Here is a 20,677-nt window from a genome sequence, read left to right as displayed (position 1 = left end):
AAATGGCTTTGACTCTTCAAAAAGGCGGCAACCTTTCGTTATCAAAAACGGACCCGACTTTGACCAAAATTTTGGTTGGGTTGGGCTGGGATCCGCGGGCTACCAACGGCCAAGAGTTTGATTTAGACGCTAGCGCTCTATTGGTGGGTGCAAACGGTAAAGTCCGTAGCGAGAAAGACTTTGTTTTTTACAATCAACTGAAAAGTGTCGACGGTTCGGTCGAACACACCGGTGATAACCGCACAGGCGAAGGTGCGGGTGACGATGAGTCCCTGACTGTCGATCTTAGTCGCCTTTCAGTAGATATCGACAAGGTCGTGTTCATCGTTACCATTCACGACGCTGAAGACCGTAAGCAAAACTTTGGTCAAGTAAGCGGCTCGTTTATCCGCGTGGTCAATGACGTTTCCAGCACCGAAATTGTTCGTTATGACCTCGCTGAAGATGCATCGGTCGAGACTGCAATGGTCTTCGCCGAACTTTACCGCAACGGCTCGGAATGGAAGTTTCGTGCAGTCGGCCAAGGATTTGCCGGAGGCCTTAAAGCCTTGGCAAATTCTTACGGTATGAACTTCTAACCTACACATTCAATCAGCAAAAAGGATTTAGCGATGGCTGTAAGTCTGAACAAAGGCGGTAACGTTTCCCTGTCCAAAGAAGCCCCTGGGCTTACGGAGATTGTCGTAGGTTTGGGCTGGGATCCGCGGGTTACCGACGGCACCGAGTTCGACCTGGACGCGTCGGTCTTCATCGTTGGCGAAAGTGGAAAAGTCCTCGACGACGCCAGCTTCATTTTCTACAACAACAAAAAAAGCGCAGACGGTTCAGTGGAACATATGGGCGACAACCGCTCCGGTGCGGGCGAAGGCGATGATGAACAAGTCACAGTCAAACTCAGTGGCCTGGCCGCTTCGGTGAAAAAGCTGGTGTTCGCCGTCACCATCCACTCGGCTGATCAGCGTAAACAAAACTTCGGCCAAGTCGCTAACGCGTTCATCCGCGTGGTGAACAAAGCCGACGGCAAAGAACTCGCTCGTTACGACCTTTCAGAAGACGCCTCCAGTGAAACGGCGATGATCTTTGGCGAGCTGTACCGTTCCGGCGAAGAGTTCAAGTTCAAAGCCATTGGACAAGGCTTCACCGGCGGTTTGAAACCGTTGGCAGAGGCACATGGTGTAGCCATAGGCTAAACGCGCCTGTGAGCGCTGCCGAAGGTCGCGATAAAGCAGACGCCCGGTTCCCGGCCGATCGCAGCTTTCGGCGGCTTCCACAGGTTTTATGCCAAACGCAAAACCAGGGCACGAACGTGTTCGCGATTGACTGCGCAGCAGTTGTAAACCCAGAAAAACCCAATGAAAAAATCGTTCATCAGCAATGAACAAATGCTCACTTCACCACAAGGTCAAGGCGTTCTTCTTTGAGGCGCTTGACCCGTGCATAGAGCGACTCGGTAAAGGCATTTTTATCCTCAGCCAAATGGCAGCGACGATGACAATTTGGGCAAAGCGCTGCTGCGTTCTCGATTCTGTCGCTACCCGCCATCGCGAGCGGATGAACATGATGTACTTCCAGAAATGGCCTGCCGTCCACACCTAAAAACGGCGCACTTTGTCCGCAACCTTCGCACGTGCCGTTCGCTTGCGTTAGCACCCACTCTCGAACCTTATCGTCACGGGAAAATGTGGTGACTGTTGAGTTAAAGTGCTTTGGATGTTTGATTCCCAGCGGTGGGTCCAGGTAGTCGGCCGTGGATTCTTCGAATTTTTGACCGATCGACGTATTACTAGCTGTCGCGACCTCGCCAGTTACTCTGAAAACACCTTTATCGTTAAGCATTTTTTGAAGCTTACTGCTGACGTTCACGCCCACGTTCTTCGCAGGCACGTAGCCTTTGATGCGCTGTTGCCCCAAGCCGACCATCACACTGGAAATATTCTGCATCCGCAATTCGATGGCTGATTTGCTTCGAGCAGACAACACGCCTTCCCGCAGCTTCAGGCCGATTTCAGTTTTGTTAAATGGCCGACCGTCGTTCTCCATCTGTCGCATGCTGAGGTAAGCATCCACAGCCACTTCAAGCTCTACATCAGTCCATAAGGCAGAAACTTTCTTCGTCATAACGCCGCCGATATCGAATACAAGCGTGACGATACGTGTAGGAATATTCGGTGTCTATGGGAGGTCATGGCCTACATAATAATACGACTTTGAACGATGGCCTTGAGGCATCATGGTAGAAGATTTGATATTTCTTCCGTGAACGCAAGGAAAGGCCGTGAGAAAAATAGGGATAGGTTTCATAGCAATGCTGGCGCTGCTTGGCGCGTTTTCTGTGTCAGGCAAAGAGGCGAGGCTGACTGATTCAGCCATCGTCCAAATTCTTATTAATGACTCTATCGCTTCGTACCCCGGCAATTGTCCGTGCCCTTACAATGCGGCGAAGAATGGTAGCCGTTGCGGTAAACGTAGCGCTTACAACCGACCGGGTGGGTATGCGCCGCTTTGTTTTAAAGAGGACATTTCGAAGGAGATGATTGAGGGGTATCGGGGGAGGGTAGTTCCATAAGTCTGGCTATTAACGAGGCCCGGGGTAAAGAGCTTCGAAGAACTAGGTAACTAGTTGAAGTGCTTGAATACTGCTGCCTTATTGGCAGCAGTTTAAGAGCTACTCTATGATGTTGGTCACAGTCCCCGCAAAGCCACCTGATCAGGACGGGACAACCCAAACAAAAAAGCCAGGAAGCATCACGCTCCTGGCTTTTCAATTTCAAACATCAGCTAAGCAATTAAGCCCCAGAAATTAATCCCAGCTCAACGCCCCACCCGTCTGATACTCAATAACCCGAGTCTCAAAGAAATTCTTCTCTTTCTTCAAATCCATAATCTCGCTCATCCAAGGGAACGGGTTAGTCGTCCCTGGATACTCTTCCTTCAAACCAATCTGGCTCAAACGACGGTTCGCGATGAACTTCAGATAGTCTTCCATCATCGCCGCGTTCATGCCCAATACTCCGCGAGGCATGGTGTCGCGAGCGTATTCGATCTCAAGCTGCGTGCCCTGCAGAATCATCTGCGACGCTTCTTCCTTCATCTCAGCGTCCCACAGGTGTGGGTTTTCGATTTTGATCTGGTTGATCACGTCGATGCCGAAGTTCAGGTGCATGGATTCGTCGCGCAGGATGTATTGGAACTGCTCGGCGACGCCGGTCATTTTGTTGCGGCGGCCCATGGAGAGGATTTGGGTGAAGCCGCAGTAGAAGAAGATGCCTTCCAGTACGCAGTAGTAGGCGATCAGGTTGCGCAGCAGTTCTTTGTCGGTGTCGACGGTGCCGGTTTCGAACTTAGGATCGGAGATCGAGCGGGTGTACTTGAGGCCCCAGGCTGCCTTTTTGGCGACCGATGGAATCTCGTGGTACATGTTGAAGATCTCGCCTTCGTCCATGCCCAGTGACTCGATGCAGTACTGGTAGGCGTGGGTGTGGATCGCTTCTTCGAACGCTTGGCGCAGGATGTACTGACGGCATTCCGGGTTGGTGATCAGGCGATAAACAGCCAGTACCAGGTTGTTGGCCACCAAGGAGTCGGCGGTGGAGAAGAAGCCGAGGTTGCGCATGACGATGCGGCGCTCGTCATCAGTCAGGCCTTCCGGATCGCGCCACACGGCGATGTCGGCGGTCATGTTGACCTCTTGCGGCATCCAGTGGTTGGCGCAGCCGTCGAGGTATTTCTGCCAGGCCCAGTCGTACTTGAACGGCACGAGTTGGTTCAGGTCGGCGCGGCAGTTGATCATCATTTTTTCGTCAACGGCAACGCGGGCACTGGCGCCTTCGAGTTCAGCCAAACCTTCGGCTACGTCGAGGCCGTCCAGAGCGGCCTTGGCGCGAATGATCGCAGCCGAGTCGTTGGCGGTGACTGCACGGGCTTCGAGTGCGGCGGCGCCACCGGCGCTGTCGAGGCGGTCCATGTTGGCTTCGTTGGCGTGACCGGCGTTGGTCGCGCGCGCGGCGGTTTCGCCGTCTTCTTTATGGAATTCATCCCAGTTCAGCATGGTATGCGTCTCCTGCGTGAGGGTCAGTCGGGTGGACTGGCCGGTGGATCATGGGGTGCGTTGCTTGCGGTACGGTGCTGCACGCAAAAAGCATGAAATTTTGTTGGTTGTTACGCGAGACTACAGTTCAGTAAAGCTCGCCAACAAGTTGGCTCCTACAGGGGAGCCAGCTGTGGGTTCAGCGTTTTTCTTACTGACAAGCCTCGCAATCGGGCTCATCAATGGCGCAGGCCTTAGGTACTGGCGCTGGACCGGCGGAGGTGAATTCCGACGGCTTTGGTGCCGCCAGAATCGAGTCGTCACCGTGGTTGCCGCTCGACACTGCGTTGAGCTTGCTGGTGCTGATGGTCGATTTCTCGGTGCTGGTCGCGGCCAGGGCACGGAGGTAATACGTGGTTTTCAGGCCGCGGTACCAAGCCATGCGGTAGGTCACGTCGAGTTTCTTGCCTGATGCGCCAGCGATATACAGGTTCAGTGATTGAGCCTGGTCGATCCACTTTTGACGGCGGCTGGCCGCGTCGACGATCCACTTGGTTTCCACTTCGAACGCAGTGGCATACAGCTCTTTGAGTTCCTGCGGGATGCGTTCGATTTGCTGTACGGAGCCGTCGTAGTACTTCAGGTCGTTGATCATGACCGAGTCCCACAGGTTGCGAGCTTTAAGGTCGCGAACCAGGTACGGGTTGATCACGGTGAACTCGCCGGATAGGTTCGATTTCACGTACAGGTTTTGATACGTCGGTTCGATGGACTGCGATACGCCAGTGATGTTGGCGATGGTCGCGGTCGGTGCGATGGCCATGATGTTGGAGTTACGAATACCTTTCTGCACACGGGCACGTACTGGCGCCCAATCCAGGGTTTCGTTCAGGTCAACGTCGATGTACTTCTGGCCACGCTGCTCGATCAGGATCTGTTGCGAATCCAGCGGCAGAATGCCTTTGGACCACAGTGAGCCCGGGAACGTCTCATAAGCGCCGCGCTCGTCGGCCAAGTCGCAAGACGCCTGGATCGCGTAGTAGCTGACAGCTTCCATGGAACGGTCGGCAAACTCGACGGCAGCGTCGGAACCATACGGCAGGTGTTGCAGGTACAGCGCGTCCTGGAAGCCCATGATGCCCAAGCCGACCGGGCGGTGCTTGAGGTTCGAGTTGCGGGCTTGCGGCACTGAATAGTAGTTGATGTCGATAACGTTATCGAGCATGCGAACGGCGGTGTCGATGGTGCGCTTGAGTTTGGTGGTGTCCAGCTTGCCGTCAACGATGTGGTTCGGCAGGTTGATCGAGCCCAGGTTGCAAACGGCGATTTCGTCCTTGTTGGTGTTCAAGGTGATTTCAGTGCACAGGTTCGAGCTGTGAACCACGCCGACGTGCTGCTGCGGGCTGCGCAGGTTGCACGGGTCTTTGAAGGTCAACCAAGGGTGGCCGGTTTCGAACAGCATTGAGAGCATCTTGCGCCACAAATCTTTGGCTTGGATGGTCTTGAACAACTTGATGTTGTTACCGTACTGGGTCAGCGCTTCGTAGTACTCGTAACGCTCTTGGAATGCCTTGCCGGTCAGGTCGTGCAGGTCCGGTACTTCGGAAGGCGAGAACAGGGTCCACGGGCCGTCATCGAAGACGCGCTTCATGAACAGGTCAGGGATCCAGTTGGCGGTATTCATGTCGTGGGTACGACGACGATCATCACCGGTGTTCTTGCGTAGCTCGATGAACTCTTCAATGTCCATGTGCCAGGTTTCCAGGTAGGCACAGACCGCGCCTTTGCGTTTGCCGCCCTGATTAACTGCAACGGCGGTGTCGTTAACCACTTTGAGGAACGGCACTACGCCTTGGGATTTACCGTTGGTGCCCTTGATGTAAGAGCCCAGCGCACGAACCGGCGTCCAGTCGTTACCCAGACCGCCCGCGAATTTGGAGAGCATGGCGTTGTCGTGGATGGCGTGATAAATGCCCGACAGGTCATCTGGAACAGTGGTCAGGTAGCAGCTGGAAAGCTGTGGACGCTGAGTGCCAGCGTTGAACAAGGTTGGGGTCGACGACATGTAGTCGAACGACGACAACAGGTTGTAGAACTCAATGGCACGGTCTTCTTTTTGCTTCTCTTCAATCGCCAGGCCCATGGCCACGCGCATGAAGAAGATCTGCGGCAGTTCGAAACGCACGCCATCCTTGTGGATGAAGTAACGGTCGTACAGGGTTTGCAGGCCCAGGTAGGTGAACTGCTGATCGCGCTCGTGGTTGATCGCCTTGCCCAGCTTCTCCAGGTCGAAGGTTGCCAGAATCGGGTTCAGCAAATCGAACTGAATGCCTTTGGCGATGTAGGACGGTAGTGCTTTGGCATACAGGTCGACCATTTCGTGGTGAGTAGCACTGTCGGCCACTTCCAGGAAGCTCAAGCCTTCGGCACGCAAGGTGTCCATCAGCAGGCGAGCGGTGACGAACGAGTAGTTGGGCTCACGTTCTACCAGGGTGCGCGCAGTCATCACCAAGGCGGTGTTGACGTCTTTGAGCGCGACGCCGTCGTACAGGTTTTTCAGGGTTTCGCTTTGAATCAGGTTCGCGTCCACTTCCGCCAGACCTTCGCAGGCCTCGGTGACAATCGTGTTCAAGCGACCCATGTCCAGCGGAGCAAGACTGCCGTCGGCGCGGGTAATGCGAATCGATGGGTGAGCTTGTACCGGCTCACCCGTGGAGCGAACGGCACGCTCTTTAGCGCGAGAATCACGGTAGATCACGTAGTCACGGGCGACTTTCTGTTCGCCGGCGCGCATCAGGGCCAATTCGACCTGATCCTGGATTTCTTCGATGTGGATAGTGCCGCCCGAAGGCATGCGACGCTTGAACGTGGTGCTGACCTGTTCGGTCAGGCGTGCGACGGTGTCATGAATACGTGACGAGGCAGCAGCGGTGCCGCCTTCAACTGCGAGGAACGCTTTGGTGATGGCGACGGTGATTTTGTCATCGGTATAAGGAACGACAGTGCCGTTGCGCTTGATCACGCGCAGCTGACCTGGAGCCGTGGCGGACAAATCCTGATGGGACTGGTCGGCATGCGGCGCATTGGTCGGCGAATTCTCGCGAGTTGTGTCTGTTTGCATGGGTGTCTCCACGTTCTTTATGTTTGTTTGGGCACTGATTACGTGCCCACCGTTCCGTTTTGAGGCAGTTAGCCGACAAGCGTCGGCTGCAAAGACTTCAAAACGGATAAGGAAGGCTTTTGTTGCCATTCCCTGGCCTTGAAGTCATAGGTTTCGGATCAATGCCCGCTACCAAAAATCGAATGTAGAATGCTCGTCATTTGTTGCAACACGTGTGCCGATTGGCTCGAATGTTGAGGTAAAGCGGCTGACATCCACACAAGTGGTTTTGCCTACTGAAAAATGCTGAATATCAACCAAACTGACGCAAGAAAATAGCTTGAAATTCTCGATTGAGTTGTGTTTGGTTTTAGGTGGTAAACCCTACATGTAGGGTTTTTTTCGCGCCGAGCTACAAGATAATGCGTTTTGGGGCTTAATTGCAACGAGCCCCTGTGGATAAATCTGTGGGTAAATCGTGTATGAAATCGGGAAAGCCCGTGTAAGCCGCAGAACTGCTGGACTCTACCGTCTGTCACTGTTTTTTTGGTCCTGAGCAGGTTTTTGCGAGCGCGAAGTTCATCACATAAAACAGCGATATGGAGTGCAAATTGGCATGTCGTGTGCTTAGCGCGAGGTGTTGCTAAACTCGCCTTCGATAACCGGCGTTCTGACGTCAGATTCGTACGCTGTCTCAATTAATAAGAACAATGGCAGAAGAGGTTACCCGTGGAGCAAGAAGCCTGGCAGGTGCTGATCATCGAGGACGATCAACGTCTGGCTGAACTGACCCGTGACTACCTCCAGTCCAATGGCCTGCGAGTCAGTATCGAAGGTGATGGGGCCTTGGCAGTGGCCCGCATCGTTGCCGAGCAGCCCGACTTGGTCATTCTCGATCTAATGTTGCCTGGGGAAGACGGCTTGAGCATTTGTCGAAGGGTCCGCGATCAATACGACGGGCCTATCCTGATGCTTACTGCGCGCACCGACGACACCGATCAAATACTGGGCCTGGACATGGGTGCAGACGATTTTGTCTGCAAACCGGTGCACCCGCGCGTGTTATTGGCGCGGATTCATGCGCTGTTGCGGCGCAGCGAAGCGCTTGAACCTGAATGGGTACTTAAATCCGAAGAAAAACCACGGCGCCTGGTGTTTGGGCCGCTAGTTGTCGATGACGCTTTGCGCGAAGCTTGGCTGCGTGACAACAGCATCGAATTGACTAGTGCTGAGTTCGACTTGCTCTGGCTTCTGGTCGCTAACGCTGGACGCATTTTGTCCCGGGAAGAAATTTTTACCGCGCTGCGCGGGTTTGGCTACGACGGCCAGGATCGGTCTATTGATGTGCGTATCTCGCGGATTCGACCAAAGATCGGCGACGACCCGATTCATCCGCGTCTGATAAAAACCATCCGCAGCAAAGGCTATTTGTTCGTGCCGGAAGCCGCGCAAGACCCGACGTGTTACGTGATGAACCCCTGACGCCATGAATTCAATCTTCCTGCGTATTTATGGCGGCATGCTAGGCGTGTTGGTGCTGGTGGCCCTGCTGGGTGTTCTGACCTTGAATTTGGTCAATCAAGTACGCGGCTCGCAATACCGTGAGCAGCTGGCCCACGGTACGTTCACGCTGATGGCCGACAACTTGAAGCCGATGATTGCCATTGATCGCCAGCGCGCATTGTTTGCGTGGCAGCGGTTAATGGGGATTCCGTTGGCGCTGCAAAGCCTCAATAAAACACAGCTCGACAGCGGCGATCAAAGCCGCCTGTTGCGGGGCCAAGTGGTGGTCGAGCAGACCGGGCCCCACTCGGCCAAGGTATATCGTCTGATTAGCAGTGATACCGAGCCGTTGGTATTGAGCGGCGAAGTGCAGCAAATCAGTGAACAACTGGCCCGAGCGACGATTTACCTATTGATCGACGAATTGGTGCGGGTTCCTGTTGAAGAACAACCGCAGCGTTTGGACGCCCTGAAATCTGAAAAAGGTTTTGGCTTTGATATGCGCCTGATTCGTCTCGACAAGGCTGATGTCGACGACGATCAGCGGCGCCGGGTCAACGAAGGCGACACGGTGATGGCGTTGGGCAAGGGCGGCGATTCTATTCGCGTGTTCGCTGGCATGGTCAACACGCCGTGGGTGCTGGAAATCGGCCCGCTGTATCAGATGAACCCCTATCCCCCTGAGTTGCTGGTGTTGATTGGCTTTCTTGGCCTGTGCCTGATCGGTCTGGTGGTGTACTTGTTAGTGCGTCGCCTCGAACGGCGTTTACTGGGGTTGGAAGCCGCCGTTACGCGGATCGCCAAAGGCAGCCTGGAAACCCGTGTGCAATCGTCGGGCGCGGACTCGGTCGGACGATTAGCGTCGGCTTTTAACGGCATGGCTGAACATTTGCAGCGTTCATTGGCCATACAGCGAGAGCTGGTGCGCGCGGTCTCCCACGAATTACGTACGCCGGTGGCACGTTTGCGTTTCGGCCTGGAGATGATTGGCGAAGCCACTACCGAAGAGGCACGAGATAAATATCGAGTCGGCATGGACAACGACATTCAGGACCTCGATAAGCTAGTGGACGAGATGCTGACATACGCTCGACTTGAGCAAGGTTCGCCTACCTTGCACTACCAACGCATTGATTTGGATGCCTTGGTCAATCAAGTGATCGCGGAGTTGGCGCCCTTGCGCGCCAACGTCACCGTTAGTCGCGGGCAATGCCTCGCAGTAGCCGATGATGATGGTGGCGGCGTTTGGGTCGAGGCTGAGCCGCGCTATCTGCACCGCGCCCTGCAGAATCTGGTGAGCAACGCCATGCGCCATGCGGACTCAAGGGTCAGTGTGAGTTATCACGTGGAGAATTTGCGTTGTCGCATCGATATTGAAGACGACGGCCCCGGTGTTCCTGAAAGCGCTTGGGAGAGAATTTTTACACCGTTCATGCGTCTGGACGACAGTCGTACCCGAGCATCAGGGGGCCATGGGCTGGGCTTGTCGATTGTACGGCGGATTATCCACTGGCACGGCGGTCGGGCGTTAATCGGTAAAAGTACTAACTTGGGCGGTGCCTGTTTCAGCCTTGCGTGGCCCCGTCAGCAGGGGAAACCTTGATTCAATTTGCGGCGATGCTGATCAGGCTCAGCAGTTGGCCGTCCTGAAGGCTGAATTGGGCGTCGAGTTCCCTGCCGCTGCGCCATTCGTTGGACAAATCGATCAGCAAACGCAGGCGAGCGCTGCCGTCGGTTGACCACTCCAACAATTGAGCGTCTTCGAAGTAAAAGCGCTTTTGCACCAGAGGGTAGAGCGCTTTGAACAGGCTTTCTTTCACCGAAAACGTCAGGGTTACCAGCAAAGCAATCTGCTCGGCGGGGCCTTTGGCCATGCGCTGTAGCTCATCAGCAGTGAGAATCTCCCCGGCCAGACGTTGAGCGCGTTCGCTGTCGAGGACATTTTCCAGATCCAGCCCCAAACCCCGCCAATGCTGCCGTTGCCCGACCACTGCCGCCGCCCAGCCGTGGCTGTGGGTGATCGACCCACAGATGTCACTCGGCCAGACAGGCGCGCGGTCTTGGCCAATAGCAGGCACGTAATTGCGGCCGTCCAGCTGCTGCAACGCTTCCCGGGCGCAGAGACGGCCGGCGAGAAATTCGGCCTGCCGTTTGGCAACGGAGCGCTGGATGCTCGCGGGTGGGGCAATGGCGCAGTGCTGGAAATCGTCCTCCGACAGGCGCAGTGAATCAAACACTCCGCTGACCAGCACTACCCCAGGTAGGGCGTTAGGTAGTGGCCAATGGGTGATTAATGCGGGGCAACAAGCGGGAAGCGTCGTAGGCTGAGTCATGCTCGGCATTTTGCCGTGTCAGCGGCCAGTTGGGTAGGTCACCTATCTGTAGAGCCAACCTGTTGACGAAGCAGAGTGTCAGACAGACCGCACCAAGCTTTTCGCCGACAAGTGGGCTCTACAGAATTAACCAAACACCTTCTTCAAGAAGGCCTGCATATCGGCCCAAGAACTTTGGTCTGCGGCTTTGTCGTAGGCGATGTCCGGCGCGTTATCGCCTTTGCCTAGACGATCCGCATCAGGGTTGCTGAAGCCATGTTTAGCGCCATCGATACCGACGAATGTGTAATCTGCCCCGGCTTTGTCCATTTCAGACTTGAAGGCCACGACGCTGTCCGGCGTTACCATGGTGTCGTTATTGCCGTGCTCAACCAGAATCTTGGTTCTGATGCTCCCAGAAGTGGCCGGTATCTTGGTGGCCAGCATGCCGTGGAAACTTACTACGCCCACCAACGGCTCACCACGACGGGCCGCATCCAGCACCACGCCACCACCGAAGCAGTAACCGATCGCGGCAATTTTTGCCGGGTTGGTCTGCGGTTGTTTTTTCAACTGAGCAAGCCCGGCGTCAAAGCGCTGAGCAGCGCCGGTACTGTTATTCATCGCTTCCATCATGAACGCCATGGCGTCTTTAGGGTGTTCGGTGTGCTTACCTTTGCCGTACATGTCGACAGCCATGGCACTGTAGCCCAGCGCGGCAAGCTCGCGAGCGCGACCTTTGGCGTAATCGTTCAGCCCCCACCATTCATGTACCACCAGCACGCCGGGGCGCTGACCCTTGATCGCGTCGTCGTAAGCGTAATAACCGACAAGCTGGGTGCCGTCACTGCTTTGATAGTTAATGGTTTCGGTCTTTACCTGGGCTTGGGCCACGCTGGCCAAGCCCATCATTGCTAACACTGTCCAGAAACGCATGATTGATTCCCCTGTGGTTTTATAACGCTATTCCGGCTTTGCTTCGTCAAACAGCCTAGACGATCGTTACGTACAGTTTGGGCCGGAGTTGCTTCAGATAAGTTCAGCGCACGTTCAGGATGGGTTCAGGGCGCAGTGATTAGTCTGAACGCGTCCCAAATGCGCTTGTGCGAGAGGAGTCGACCTCCCGGTACATTTCTGGCATTTAACAGTACTAAGGTGAATCAGTCCGCGTTGCTTGGCAGCTTCGATCCCAAGCACCGCCAGACGTATATCTTTTAAACGTTAACCAGACTGTTGCTGGACATTTGACGCTCAGCCCGCAAACTCAGCGCCCTGGGCGCAGGACCATAGTTTTGTTGAATTAGCCTAAGTCTTGAGAGGTATGATTTTGCCTGGGAGAGCCTCATGAAACTGATGGTGGTAGAGGATGAGGCGTTACTACGCCATCACCTGCAGACACGCCTGACCGAAAGTGGTCATGTGGTCGAAGCTGTGGCCAATGCCGAAGAAGCGTTGTACCAAGCAGAGCAGTTCAACCATGACCTAGCGGTAATCGACCTGGGTTTACCCGGTATGGGCGGACTCGACCTGATTCGCCAGTTTCGCGCCCAAGGTAAGGCGTTTCCTATCTTGATTCTGACGGCGCGAGGCAATTGGCAAGACAAAGTTGAAGGACTCGCTGCAGGTGCAGATGATTACGTGGTTAAGCCGTTCCAGTTCGAAGAGCTGGAGGCACGCCTTAATGCACTGCTGCGCCGCTCCAGTGGTTTTACTCAATCGACCATTACTGCCGGGCCTTTGCTGCTGGATTTAAATCGCAAGCAAGCGTCCCTTGATGAGCAGCCTTTGCCCCTGACAGCCTACGAATATCGAATTCTCGAATACCTGATGCGTCACCATCAGCAAGTGGTGGCCAAGGAGCGGTTGATGGAGCAACTCTATCCTGATGATGACGAACGCGATCCTAACGTGATCGAAGTGCTGGTCGGTCGCCTACGCCGCAAATTGGAAGGCAAGTCAGGCTTCAGACCCATCGAAACCGTGCGGGGCTTGGGATACTTGTTCACAGAGCGCTGTAAATGATTCGATCGCTGCGCGTGCGATTGATGCTGGCGGCAGCGATGCTGGCCGTGATTTTCATGCTCGCTACATTACCGGCGCTCCAAGGTGCCTACAGCATTGCATTGGAAGACGCTATAGAGCAGCGCTTGGCGTCAGATGTCACTACCTTGATTTCCGCCGCCAGAATCGAAGACGGCCATTTGATGATGCCGTTGATGTTGCCGGGTGAGCAGTTCAATCTGCCGGACAGCCGTCTGCTGGGCTATATATACGACCGGGAAGGTCGGCTGGTCTGGCGTTCGCGGGCCACCGAAGACGAAAACATCAACTATCACCCTCGGTACGACGGCTCTGGTAACGAGTTTGCCAAGATCAAAGAACCCAATGGTGAAGAATTTTTCGTCTACGACGTTGAAATCAAACTGTTGGGCGGGCGCGATGCTGCCTTCAGTATCGTTGCCTTGCAGCCGGTTCGCGAATATCAGGTGATCATCGCTGGCCTGCGAGAGAAGCTTTACTTGGGCTTCGGCGCGGCGTTGCTGGTGTTGCTAGTGTTGCTCTGGGCCGGTTTGACCTGGGGCCTGAAAGCGTTGAAAGGCTTGAGTCGGGAGTTGGACCAGGTGGAGGCTGGCTCTCGCGAAAGCCTGAGTGAAGAACACCCGCGAGAATTGTTGCGCCTAACGGGCTCTCTTAACCGGTTGCTGCTCAGCGAGCGTGAGCAACGCATCCGTTATCGCGACTCGCTTGGCGATCTGGCCCACAGTCTGAAGACGCCGCTGGCGGTGCTCCAAGGCGTCAGTGAAATCATTGCCAAGCGCCCTGAAGATTTGGAGCAAGCGCGTATTTTGCAATCCCAGATTGAGCGCATGAGCCAGCAAATCGACTACCAATTACAACGCGCCAGTTTGCGCAAAAGTGGGTTGGTCCGCCACCACGTCAGCCTTAGACCAGTGGTGGAGAGCTTGTGTAACACCTTGGAAAAAGTGTATCGAGACAAACAGGTAAATGTGGTTGTGGACCTGCCTGACGACTACCTTGTGCCGATGGAGCAGGGCGCTTTGTTGGAAATGCTGGGTAATCTGTTGGAAAACGCCTATCGCCTGTGCCTCGGCCGGGTGCGCATCAGCTTGCGTCTATCAACGATTGGCGATGAACTGTGCATCGAGGACGACGGTCCTGGTGTCCCGGAAAGTCAGCGGGCGCGAATTCTGCAACGCGGGGAGCGCCTTGATCGACAAAACCCGGGCCAAGGTATCGGCCTGGCAGTGGTCAAAGACATCATCGAAAGCTACAACGCGCGTTTAACCTTGAGCGACTCCCCATTAGGTGGCGCGGCGTTTTATATTCAGTTTCTAGCCAAGTAAAGCTTGTTAGAGGTGTGCCGTTAACAGCAGACAAAGAAACACAGTCCTGCACTTTAATATGGACCGCAGTAATCACGGCTGGCCAAGTCGATGCCTCTGATTGCTCCGTCGTTACCAGTCACCCTCGCGACGTAAACTTAAGCGTGGGGATCACTCATTTCTGGCGGTGGCCGAGGCGGATATCCGCCAATGCGAGTGCTATATTTGCAGCGAGCGGCGGAAAACCGCCACGGTTTTAATCGACAGCTGCGGTCTCTGGCAACACTTGCCTAGGATTCATTGGTTTACAGGACATTTTCAAAAGGTGGCACACGCTTTGCGATAGGGCGTAGAGGTTTGCGAACGGCCTGCCCCCGCAACTCGCCAAAACAAATCCCTCCAGTGCAGGAGGGTTAAGCGGTTTAGTGCCGCGCGTATCAGATGGATGATGCCCGCAGCGCTCCTGAGGAACTTCGCAATGACGACTCGTCAGCCCTTGTATAAATCCCTGTATTTTCAGGTGATCGTAGCGATAATTATCGGCGTTCTAATCGGTCACTTTTACCCTCATACCGGCGTTGCGCTAAAGCCACTGGGTGACGGGTTCATCAAGCTGATCAAAATGATCATCGCCCCGATCATCTTTTGTACGGTTGTCAGCGGTATTGCCGGCATGCAGACCATGAAGTCTGTAGGCAAGACCGGCGGTTTCGCGTTGCTGTACTTCGAAGTTGTGTCCACCATTGCCCTGCTTGTAGGTCTGGTCGTGGTCAACGTGGTGCAGCCGGGTGCCGGTATGCACATCGACGTCGCAACGCTCGATGCTTCCAAAGTTGCGGCTTATGTCGCTGCCGGTGCAGATCAAAGCGTTATCAGCTTTATCTTGAACATCATCCCGAACACCATTTTCAGTGCGTTCGCCACCGGCGATATCCTCCAAGTGCTGATGTTCTCGGTGATCTTCGGTTTCGCCCTGCACCGCCTGGGTGCCTACGGCAAGCCGCTGCTGGACTTCATTGATCGCTTTGCTCACGTGATGTTCAACATCATCAATATGATCATGAAGCTCGCCCCACTGGGCGCATTTGGCGCAATGGCCTTCACCATAGGGGCTTATGGTGTCGGTTCGCTGGTGCAGCTCGGTCAGTTGATGCTGTGCTTCTATATCACCTGCGTAGTGTTCGTATTGGTCGTACTAGGCGCTATCGCTCGTGCGCACGGCTTCAGTGTTGTCAAGGTCATACGTTATATCCGTGAAGAACTGCTGATTGTGCTCGGCACTTCTTCTTCGGAATCCGCCTTGCCGCGCATGTTGGTGAAGATGGAGCGCCTGGGCGCCAAGAAGTCGGTCGTAGGTCTTGTCATTCCGACGGGTTACTCGTTCAACCTCGACGGCACCGCGATTTATCTGACCATGGCCGCCGTGTTCATCGCTCAGGCGACTGACACCCACATGGATATCACTCACCAGATCACGTTGTTGGTTGTGCTTTTGTTGTCGTCCAAAGGCGCCGCCGGTGTAACCGGGAGCGGCTTTATCGTGTTGGCTGCAACGCTGTCCGCTGTGGGCACCTTGCCGGTTGCCGGTCTGGCGCTGATTCTCGGCATCGACCGCTTCATGTCAGAAGCCCGCGCCTTGACCAACCTGGTTGGTAACGCCGTAGCGACACTGGTCGTGGCCAAGTGGGTCGGTGAGCTGGACGAAACCCAGTTGCAAGTTGAGTTGGCTTCCGGTGGTCGTCCCATCACCAATACCGGTCCAGAAGACGATTTGGGTGTGGCCGAAGGTAAGATCCCGACATCTGCTGCATCGCGCGAAACTGTTTAACACTCAGTAAGCCAAGCAATAAAAAAAACCCATCTTTGATGGGTTTTTTACGTACGGGTTTCGGTCAGTCTCACTCTCACTCAACCCGCATCTCACCACTGAACACTAACGTTTCGCGACAGCGCCGACACAGATACCTTCGGCCTTGGCGAACCAGCGAATGACGTTGCGCGGAAAACGCAAAATCGTTGTTGGCGCAGGGACAGCGGTAAATGTAGCGAGTGACGCTACGGCGTTGGATGGCGTAGGTGTGACAGCGATTAGGCGGCAACTCATACACCCCTCGCATGATCAGCTGCCACTCTTCGCCATGGGGCTGAATACGTTCGCCGAACAACTGATGAGCGATCAGATGTGCCACTTCGTGGGCCACCGTTTGCTTAAGAAAATCATCACGGTTTTCTCGGTAAAGCTGGGGATTGAAGCGCAGCAAATTTTCATGCAAATGGGCCACGCCGGCTTTTTGACCACGCAGTTTTAGGCTGACCACCGGGCGTTTAAAGGTTCGCTTGAAAAAGGCTTCGGCTTGCTGATAACAGACCTCGACACGGGATGTGATGTGCTCGGGCATTCTTAATGGCTCTCCAGAGGTGGCAAGTATGCCGTAAAGCTCCGGTCCGCTGAAAACTGAAGCTGCCCAATGGTCATCAAAAATAGCCGAGCCGCCTAAAGAGGCGGCTCGTCACCGTGCGTGAGGGCTTGCGATTAAAATCAGTTGGTGTATTCGGGGCCTACACCGATACCCCACAATACGACGGTGAACGCCATGATTGCGACCAGTACCACCAGGCCTACGGCCAGTACTGACGTCGAAAACATAAAGCCTTCATCGGCGTGGATATTCATAAAGGTTGGCAATCCAACATACAGTAGATAGACCGTGTAGCAGATCGCAGCCAATCCTATGAGCATTCCCAGCCACATATGAGGATAAATTGCGGCCAGTCCACCGACGAACAGCGGTGATGCAGTATAGGTTGCAAATGCGATGCAACGAGACAAGCTCGGATTGGCATCATACGTACGTGCCATCCAGTGGATGAACCCGCCCATGACCGCCACTCCTCCCAGCATGGCAAAGTAGGACATAACGGTCATCCATAGTGCGCTTTCATGGGTCAACATCACTGGCGCTCGACTTCCAATGACCCAGCCCACTTGTGTAGTGCCTATGTAAGCGGCTACAGCGGGAATCGCTGCCAGAATCAACGTGTGAGTCAAGTACATGTGGCCGATGGATTCTTCTTTATCACCGCGTATTTGTTGCCACTCGCGACCAGGATGGGTAAACAATCCCAAAACGTGATTCATCATACTGTTACTCCTTTTATTATTATTTACTGTCGCCCCCCAGCGGAGCGCCCGTCGAGCCAAGCGCTCGACAGTTATAGGGCCCGGCGTTCATACAAAAAAACGTGTGCGACCTTATGTCGCAGTATAGGGACGCGAATAGCGCTTCTTTAGAGCAATTCGCGCTCTAACCGATGCTGTTAATCGCGACACGCTATTTAGCCGTGTGTAACTTAGTGGCTGGTCTGAGAGTAAGTTCAGCGCAAGTGGCTAAAGCCAAATATCGGATAAGACGATTCCCACATGCGCCCATTAGAGGTGTCGCGTAAAATGCGTACTTTTTTTGAGTGATCATTAGAGATATCAACACCATGGGCATGCTGTGCGTTCACCACAATCAAGTGCAGAAGCGTCTACGCCGCCTCGCTGGCGAAGCAGTGGCTGACTTCAAGATGATTGAAGAGGGCGACAAGGTGATGGTGTGTCTGTCGGGCGGTAAAGACAGTTACACATTACTCGATGTGCTAATGCATTTTCAGAAAGTCGCTCCGATCACATTCGACATCGTTGCGGTGAACATGGATCAAAAGCAGCCGGGGTTTCCCGAGCACGTGCTGCCTGAGTATTTCGAGAAGCTGGGCGTCGAGTACCACATCATCGAGAAAGACACTTATTCGGTGGTTAAGAAGCTGATCCCGGAAGGTAAAACCACCTGTTCGCTGTGCTCACGCCTGCGGCGTGGGACGCTTTACACCTATGCCGACGAAATTGGCGCGACAAAGATGGCGCTGGGTCATCATCGCGATGACATCATTGAAACCTTCTTCCTGAACCTGTTCTTTAACGGTGCACTCAAGGCTATGCCGCCCAAGCTACGGGCTGATGATGGTCGCAACGTGGTGATTCGGCCGTTGGCGTACTGCACTGAAAAGGACATTCAGGCATTTTCTGACTTCAAGAATTTTCCGATCATCCCTTGCAACCTCTGCGGATCTCAAGAGCACCTGCAGCGCCAAGTAGTCAAAGACATGCTGTCCGAATGGGAAAGCAAAACTCCCGGACGTACTGAGAGTATTTTTCGGGCGCTACAAAACGTCCAGCCGTCGCAACTGGCGGACCGTAACCTGTTCGATTTCACTCAACTGCGTATCGATGAAACCGCAGCTTCGCGCTTCGTCAACGTTACGAACCTTTAGGAACGGCATGCGCGATTACAAATGGCTACTTGAATACAACCTGAATCGCTTTGGCTCGTCTGCTGCCCTTGAAGCGCATCTACCGCACCCTAGAACCCCCTCGCAATTGCGCAAGATCGGCAACGACCGTTATTTGTCTGCATTGGCGCAGCGCGTTTTTCGCGCAGGCCTAAAGCACAGTCTGGTCGACGCCAAGTGGCCAACATTCGAAGAAGTATTCTTCCGTTTCGATCCCGAGAAAGTCGTCTTGATGGGCGCCGAACACCTTGAGCGTTTGATGCAAGATGCGCGGATCATTCGGCATTTGGGCAAACTGAAGAGCGTGCCACGCAATGCCCAAATGACTCTAGACATCAGCAAAGAACACGGCAGCTTTGGTAACTTCATCGCTAACTGGCCGGTGACCGATATTGTTGGCCTGTGGAAGTATCTGTCCAAACACGGCTATCAGTTGGGCGGCATGTCGGCGCCGAGTTTTTTGCGGATGGTGGGCAAAGACACCTTCATCCCGACCTACGACATGGTGGCCGGGCTCAACGCTCAGGACATCATCGACCGTGTGCCCACCAGCCTCAAAGACTTGGCGGCGGTGCAGGGCGCCTTCAATCAATGGCACGCCGAAAGTGGGCGGCCGATGTGTCAGTTGTCGATGATGCTGGCGTATACGGTGAATCATTGATCGCCGCACTCTGAGCCAAATACATTACGCCTCCCCTTCACCCGCCAACTTGCGGTTGTACTGAAAGCGCCACCTGACGTACAGCAACGCGCTGGTGAACACGGCCACGCTGGCGAGCATTTCAAGTGCGCCGAAGACGTTGCGATGGGGGTCATAAATCGCCAGTGCACCTTTGATGAAGTACAGATTGACCACAAAGCATGTCCACGAATGGCCACGCGCACTGCCCGTGAGCATGCCGGGTAACAGCAGAAGCAACGGCACCAGCTCAATGCTCAGGATGACCCACGGACGGGCACCATGCAGGTCGGCAAAGATCAGGTAATACCCCGTTAGCAGCAGCATCAGACCCAAAAAACAGATCAGGCTGACAACCCGTGTCAATCGAACCCGTGGCTCCAGCCATTCCAGCGCAGGCAGTACTTTTGGTGATTTAGCCACGTGGCCTCTCCAGCAGTAAGGCGGTTTTAGCCAAGCGTTGGCCCAAGGCTCGACACAAGGTTATTTCGTGGGGGTCCAGCGGGCGTTTGCCGTCGGCGCCGGCATGGTGGCTGGCGCCATAGGGCGTGCCGCCGCCGTTGGTTTCCAGCAGCGCGGCTTCGCTGTAAGGCAAACCGGCCACGAGCATGCCATGGTGCAGCAACGGCAACAGCATCGATATCAGCGTTGTTTCCTGGCCGCCGTGCAGGCTGGCGGTGGAGGTGAACACACTGGCCGGTTTACCCACCAACGCGCCGGTCAGCCACAAGGTACTGGTGCCGTCAATAAAGTATTTCAGCGGTGCGGCCATGTTACCGAAGCGTGTCGGGCTGCCCAGTGCTAAACCAGAGCAGTTTTTCAGATCGTCGAGGCTGGCGTATAACGCGCCCGTCTCTGGAATGCTGGGTGCAACGGCCTCTATCTCGGAAGAAATCGCCGGCACGGTACGCAATCGCGCTTCCATGCCGCCTAACTCGACACCGCGGCCGATCTGCCGGGCCATCTCACCGGTTGAACCATTGCGGCTGTAGTACAAAACCAAAATATAAGGCGCAATCACAAGAGAATCTCCAACACGCGTTCTGGCGGACGGCCGATTGCTGCTTTATCACCGACCACTAGAATCGGCCGTTCGATCAATTTTGGATGTGAGGCCATGGCTGCGATCAACTGCTCGTCGGTCAGGCTGGAATCGACCAGGTTGAGGGTTTTATAGTCGTCTTCGCCAGTACGCAGTAATGCCCTCGCACTCAGACCCAGCTTGCGCAGTAGATCGCGCAGCTGCGCGGCGTCCGGGGGGGTGTCCAGGTAGCGGATGATGGTCGGCGTGAGGCCGCGCGCTTCGAGCAATTCCAGCGCCCCGCGAGATTTCGAACAGCGCGGGTTGTGATAAAGCGTCATGTCGGTCATTGGCGGGTC

At 54.8% G+C, this 20,677-nt stretch carries 20 protein-coding genes; 10 read left to right on the top strand and 10 right to left on the bottom strand.

Annotated features, from left to right (window positions below; translation table 11 throughout):
* Window positions 1-2: 2 nt before the first annotated feature.
* Together QN378_RS14105 and QN378_RS14100 are read left to right on the top strand one after the other, a co-directional pair.
* Entirely contained in the window at window positions 3-578 is a 576-nt protein-coding gene (locus QN378_RS14105) for a TerD family protein (RefSeq protein WP_322205044.1), read from the top strand.
* A 33-nt stretch (window positions 579-611) separates the two neighbouring features.
* Window positions 612-1,190 (top strand): TerD family protein, encoded by a 579-nt coding sequence (locus QN378_RS14100; RefSeq protein WP_322205043.1) that lies wholly within the window; start codon window positions 612-614, stop codon window positions 1,188-1,190.
* Window positions 1,191-1,386: 196 nt separating this feature from the next.
* Here QN378_RS14100 and QN378_RS14095 read toward each other — a convergent pair whose 3' ends face one another.
* Window positions 1,387-2,040, bottom strand: coding sequence for an HNH endonuclease (locus QN378_RS14095; protein WP_322205042.1), 654 nt, complete (start codon window positions 2,038-2,040; stop codon window positions 1,387-1,389).
* 235 nt (window positions 2,041-2,275) lie between these two features.
* On the opposite strand from QN378_RS14095, the gene QN378_RS14090 reads away from it, so the two are divergent.
* Window positions 2,276-2,566: a hypothetical protein gene (locus QN378_RS14090; RefSeq protein ID WP_322205041.1), complete on the top strand. Its 291-nt coding sequence runs from the start codon at window positions 2,276-2,278 to the stop codon at window positions 2,564-2,566.
* 234 nt (window positions 2,567-2,800) lie between these two features.
* Here QN378_RS14090 and QN378_RS14085 read toward each other — a convergent pair whose 3' ends face one another.
* Window positions 2,801-4,048 (bottom strand): ribonucleotide-diphosphate reductase subunit beta, encoded by a 1,248-nt coding sequence (locus QN378_RS14085; RefSeq protein ID WP_322205040.1) that lies wholly within the window; start codon window positions 4,046-4,048, stop codon window positions 2,801-2,803.
* Between the two features lie 190 nt (window positions 4,049-4,238).
* Window positions 4,239-7,148: a ribonucleoside-diphosphate reductase subunit alpha gene (locus QN378_RS14080; RefSeq protein ID WP_322205039.1), complete on the bottom strand. Its 2,910-nt coding sequence runs from the start codon at window positions 7,146-7,148 to the stop codon at window positions 4,239-4,241.
* A 708-nt stretch (window positions 7,149-7,856) separates the two neighbouring features.
* On the opposite strand from QN378_RS14080, the gene QN378_RS14075 reads away from it, so the two are divergent.
* Window positions 7,857-8,609: a response regulator gene (locus tag QN378_RS14075; RefSeq protein ID WP_322205038.1), complete on the top strand. Its 753-nt coding sequence runs from the start codon at window positions 7,857-7,859 to the stop codon at window positions 8,607-8,609.
* 4 nt (window positions 8,610-8,613) lie between these two features.
* Entirely contained in the window at window positions 8,614-10,233 is a 1,620-nt protein-coding gene (locus tag QN378_RS14070; RefSeq protein WP_322205037.1) for an ATP-binding protein, read from the top strand.
* A 1-nt stretch (window position 10,234) separates the two neighbouring features.
* On the opposite strand, the gene QN378_RS14065 is transcribed toward QN378_RS14070, so the two are convergent.
* Window positions 10,235-10,963: a 4'-phosphopantetheinyl transferase gene (locus QN378_RS14065; RefSeq protein ID WP_322205036.1), complete on the bottom strand. Its 729-nt coding sequence runs from the start codon at window positions 10,961-10,963 to the stop codon at window positions 10,235-10,237.
* A 126-nt stretch (window positions 10,964-11,089) separates the two neighbouring features.
* Window positions 11,090-11,878, bottom strand: coding sequence for a dienelactone hydrolase family protein (locus QN378_RS14060; protein WP_322205035.1), 789 nt, complete (start codon window positions 11,876-11,878; stop codon window positions 11,090-11,092).
* 408 nt (window positions 11,879-12,286) lie between these two features.
* On the opposite strand from QN378_RS14060, the gene QN378_RS14055 reads away from it, so the two are divergent.
* The 3 genes from QN378_RS14055 (at window position 12,287) to QN378_RS14045 (ending at window position 16,114) form a co-directional block, all read left to right on the top strand.
* The gene (locus QN378_RS14055; protein WP_322205034.1) at window positions 12,287-12,964 is read left to right on the top strand and encodes a response regulator; all 678 of its coding nucleotides are present in this window, start codon (window positions 12,287-12,289) and stop codon (window positions 12,962-12,964) included.
* On the top strand, window positions 12,961-14,307 hold the full coding sequence (locus QN378_RS14050) for an ATP-binding protein (protein ID WP_322205033.1): 1,347 nt from the start codon (window positions 12,961-12,963) through the stop codon (window positions 14,305-14,307). Before QN378_RS14055 ends, QN378_RS14050 begins: the two co-directional genes overlap by 4 nt.
* Window positions 14,308-14,764: 457 nt before the next feature.
* Window positions 14,765-16,114 (top strand): dicarboxylate/amino acid:cation symporter, encoded by a 1,350-nt coding sequence (locus QN378_RS14045; RefSeq protein WP_322205032.1) that lies wholly within the window; start codon window positions 14,765-14,767, stop codon window positions 16,112-16,114.
* A 76-nt stretch (window positions 16,115-16,190) separates the two neighbouring features.
* Here the strand turns inward: QN378_RS14045 and QN378_RS14040 are convergent, their stop codons facing one another.
* Window positions 16,191-16,685, bottom strand: a complete 495-nt coding sequence (locus QN378_RS14040) for a SprT family zinc-dependent metalloprotease (protein WP_322205031.1) — start codon at window positions 16,683-16,685, stop codon at window positions 16,191-16,193.
* A 140-nt stretch (window positions 16,686-16,825) separates the two neighbouring features.
* Window positions 16,826-17,428, bottom strand: coding sequence for a Yip1 family protein (locus QN378_RS14035; RefSeq protein ID WP_322205030.1), 603 nt, complete (start codon window positions 17,426-17,428; stop codon window positions 16,826-16,828).
* 347 nt (window positions 17,429-17,775) lie between these two features.
* Here QN378_RS14035 and ttcA point away from each other — a divergent pair, with 347 nt between their 5' ends.
* Window positions 17,776-18,600, top strand: coding sequence for a tRNA 2-thiocytidine(32) synthetase TtcA (gene ttcA, locus QN378_RS14030; protein ID WP_323547159.1), 825 nt, complete (start codon window positions 17,776-17,778; stop codon window positions 18,598-18,600).
* A 7-nt stretch (window positions 18,601-18,607) separates the two neighbouring features.
* On the top strand, window positions 18,608-19,279 hold the full coding sequence (locus tag QN378_RS14025; RefSeq protein WP_322205029.1) for a DNA-3-methyladenine glycosylase I: 672 nt from the start codon (window positions 18,608-18,610) through the stop codon (window positions 19,277-19,279).
* Between the two features lie 24 nt (window positions 19,280-19,303).
* Here QN378_RS14025 and QN378_RS14020 read toward each other — a convergent pair whose 3' ends face one another.
* The 3 genes from QN378_RS14020 to arsC are packed head-to-tail and all read right to left on the bottom strand — an operon-like array spanning window position 19,304 to window position 20,668.
* Complete coding sequence (locus QN378_RS14020; protein WP_322205028.1) at window positions 19,304-19,720, bottom strand: DUF2069 domain-containing protein; 417 nt, start codon at window positions 19,718-19,720, stop codon at window positions 19,304-19,306.
* A complete protein-coding gene (wrbA, locus tag QN378_RS14015) occupies window positions 19,713-20,318 on the bottom strand; it encodes an NAD(P)H:quinone oxidoreductase (RefSeq protein ID WP_322205027.1) in 606 nt (201 codons plus the stop codon). The genes QN378_RS14020 and wrbA overlap by 8 nt, the downstream gene beginning before the upstream one ends.
* The gene (gene arsC, locus QN378_RS14010) at window positions 20,315-20,668 is read right to left on the bottom strand and encodes an arsenate reductase (glutaredoxin) (RefSeq protein WP_322205026.1); all 354 of its coding nucleotides are present in this window, start codon (window positions 20,666-20,668) and stop codon (window positions 20,315-20,317) included. Before arsC ends, wrbA begins: the two co-directional genes overlap by 4 nt.
* Between the last annotated feature and the right edge of the window lie 9 nt (window positions 20,669-20,677).

It is taken from the genome of Pseudomonas sp. 10S5 (assembly GCF_035019745.1).
Lineage (GTDB): Bacteria > Pseudomonadota > Gammaproteobacteria > Pseudomonadales > Pseudomonadaceae > Aquipseudomonas.
Note: the sequence above shows the minus strand (reverse complement) of the source record. Positions and strands in the feature narration are given on the sequence as shown.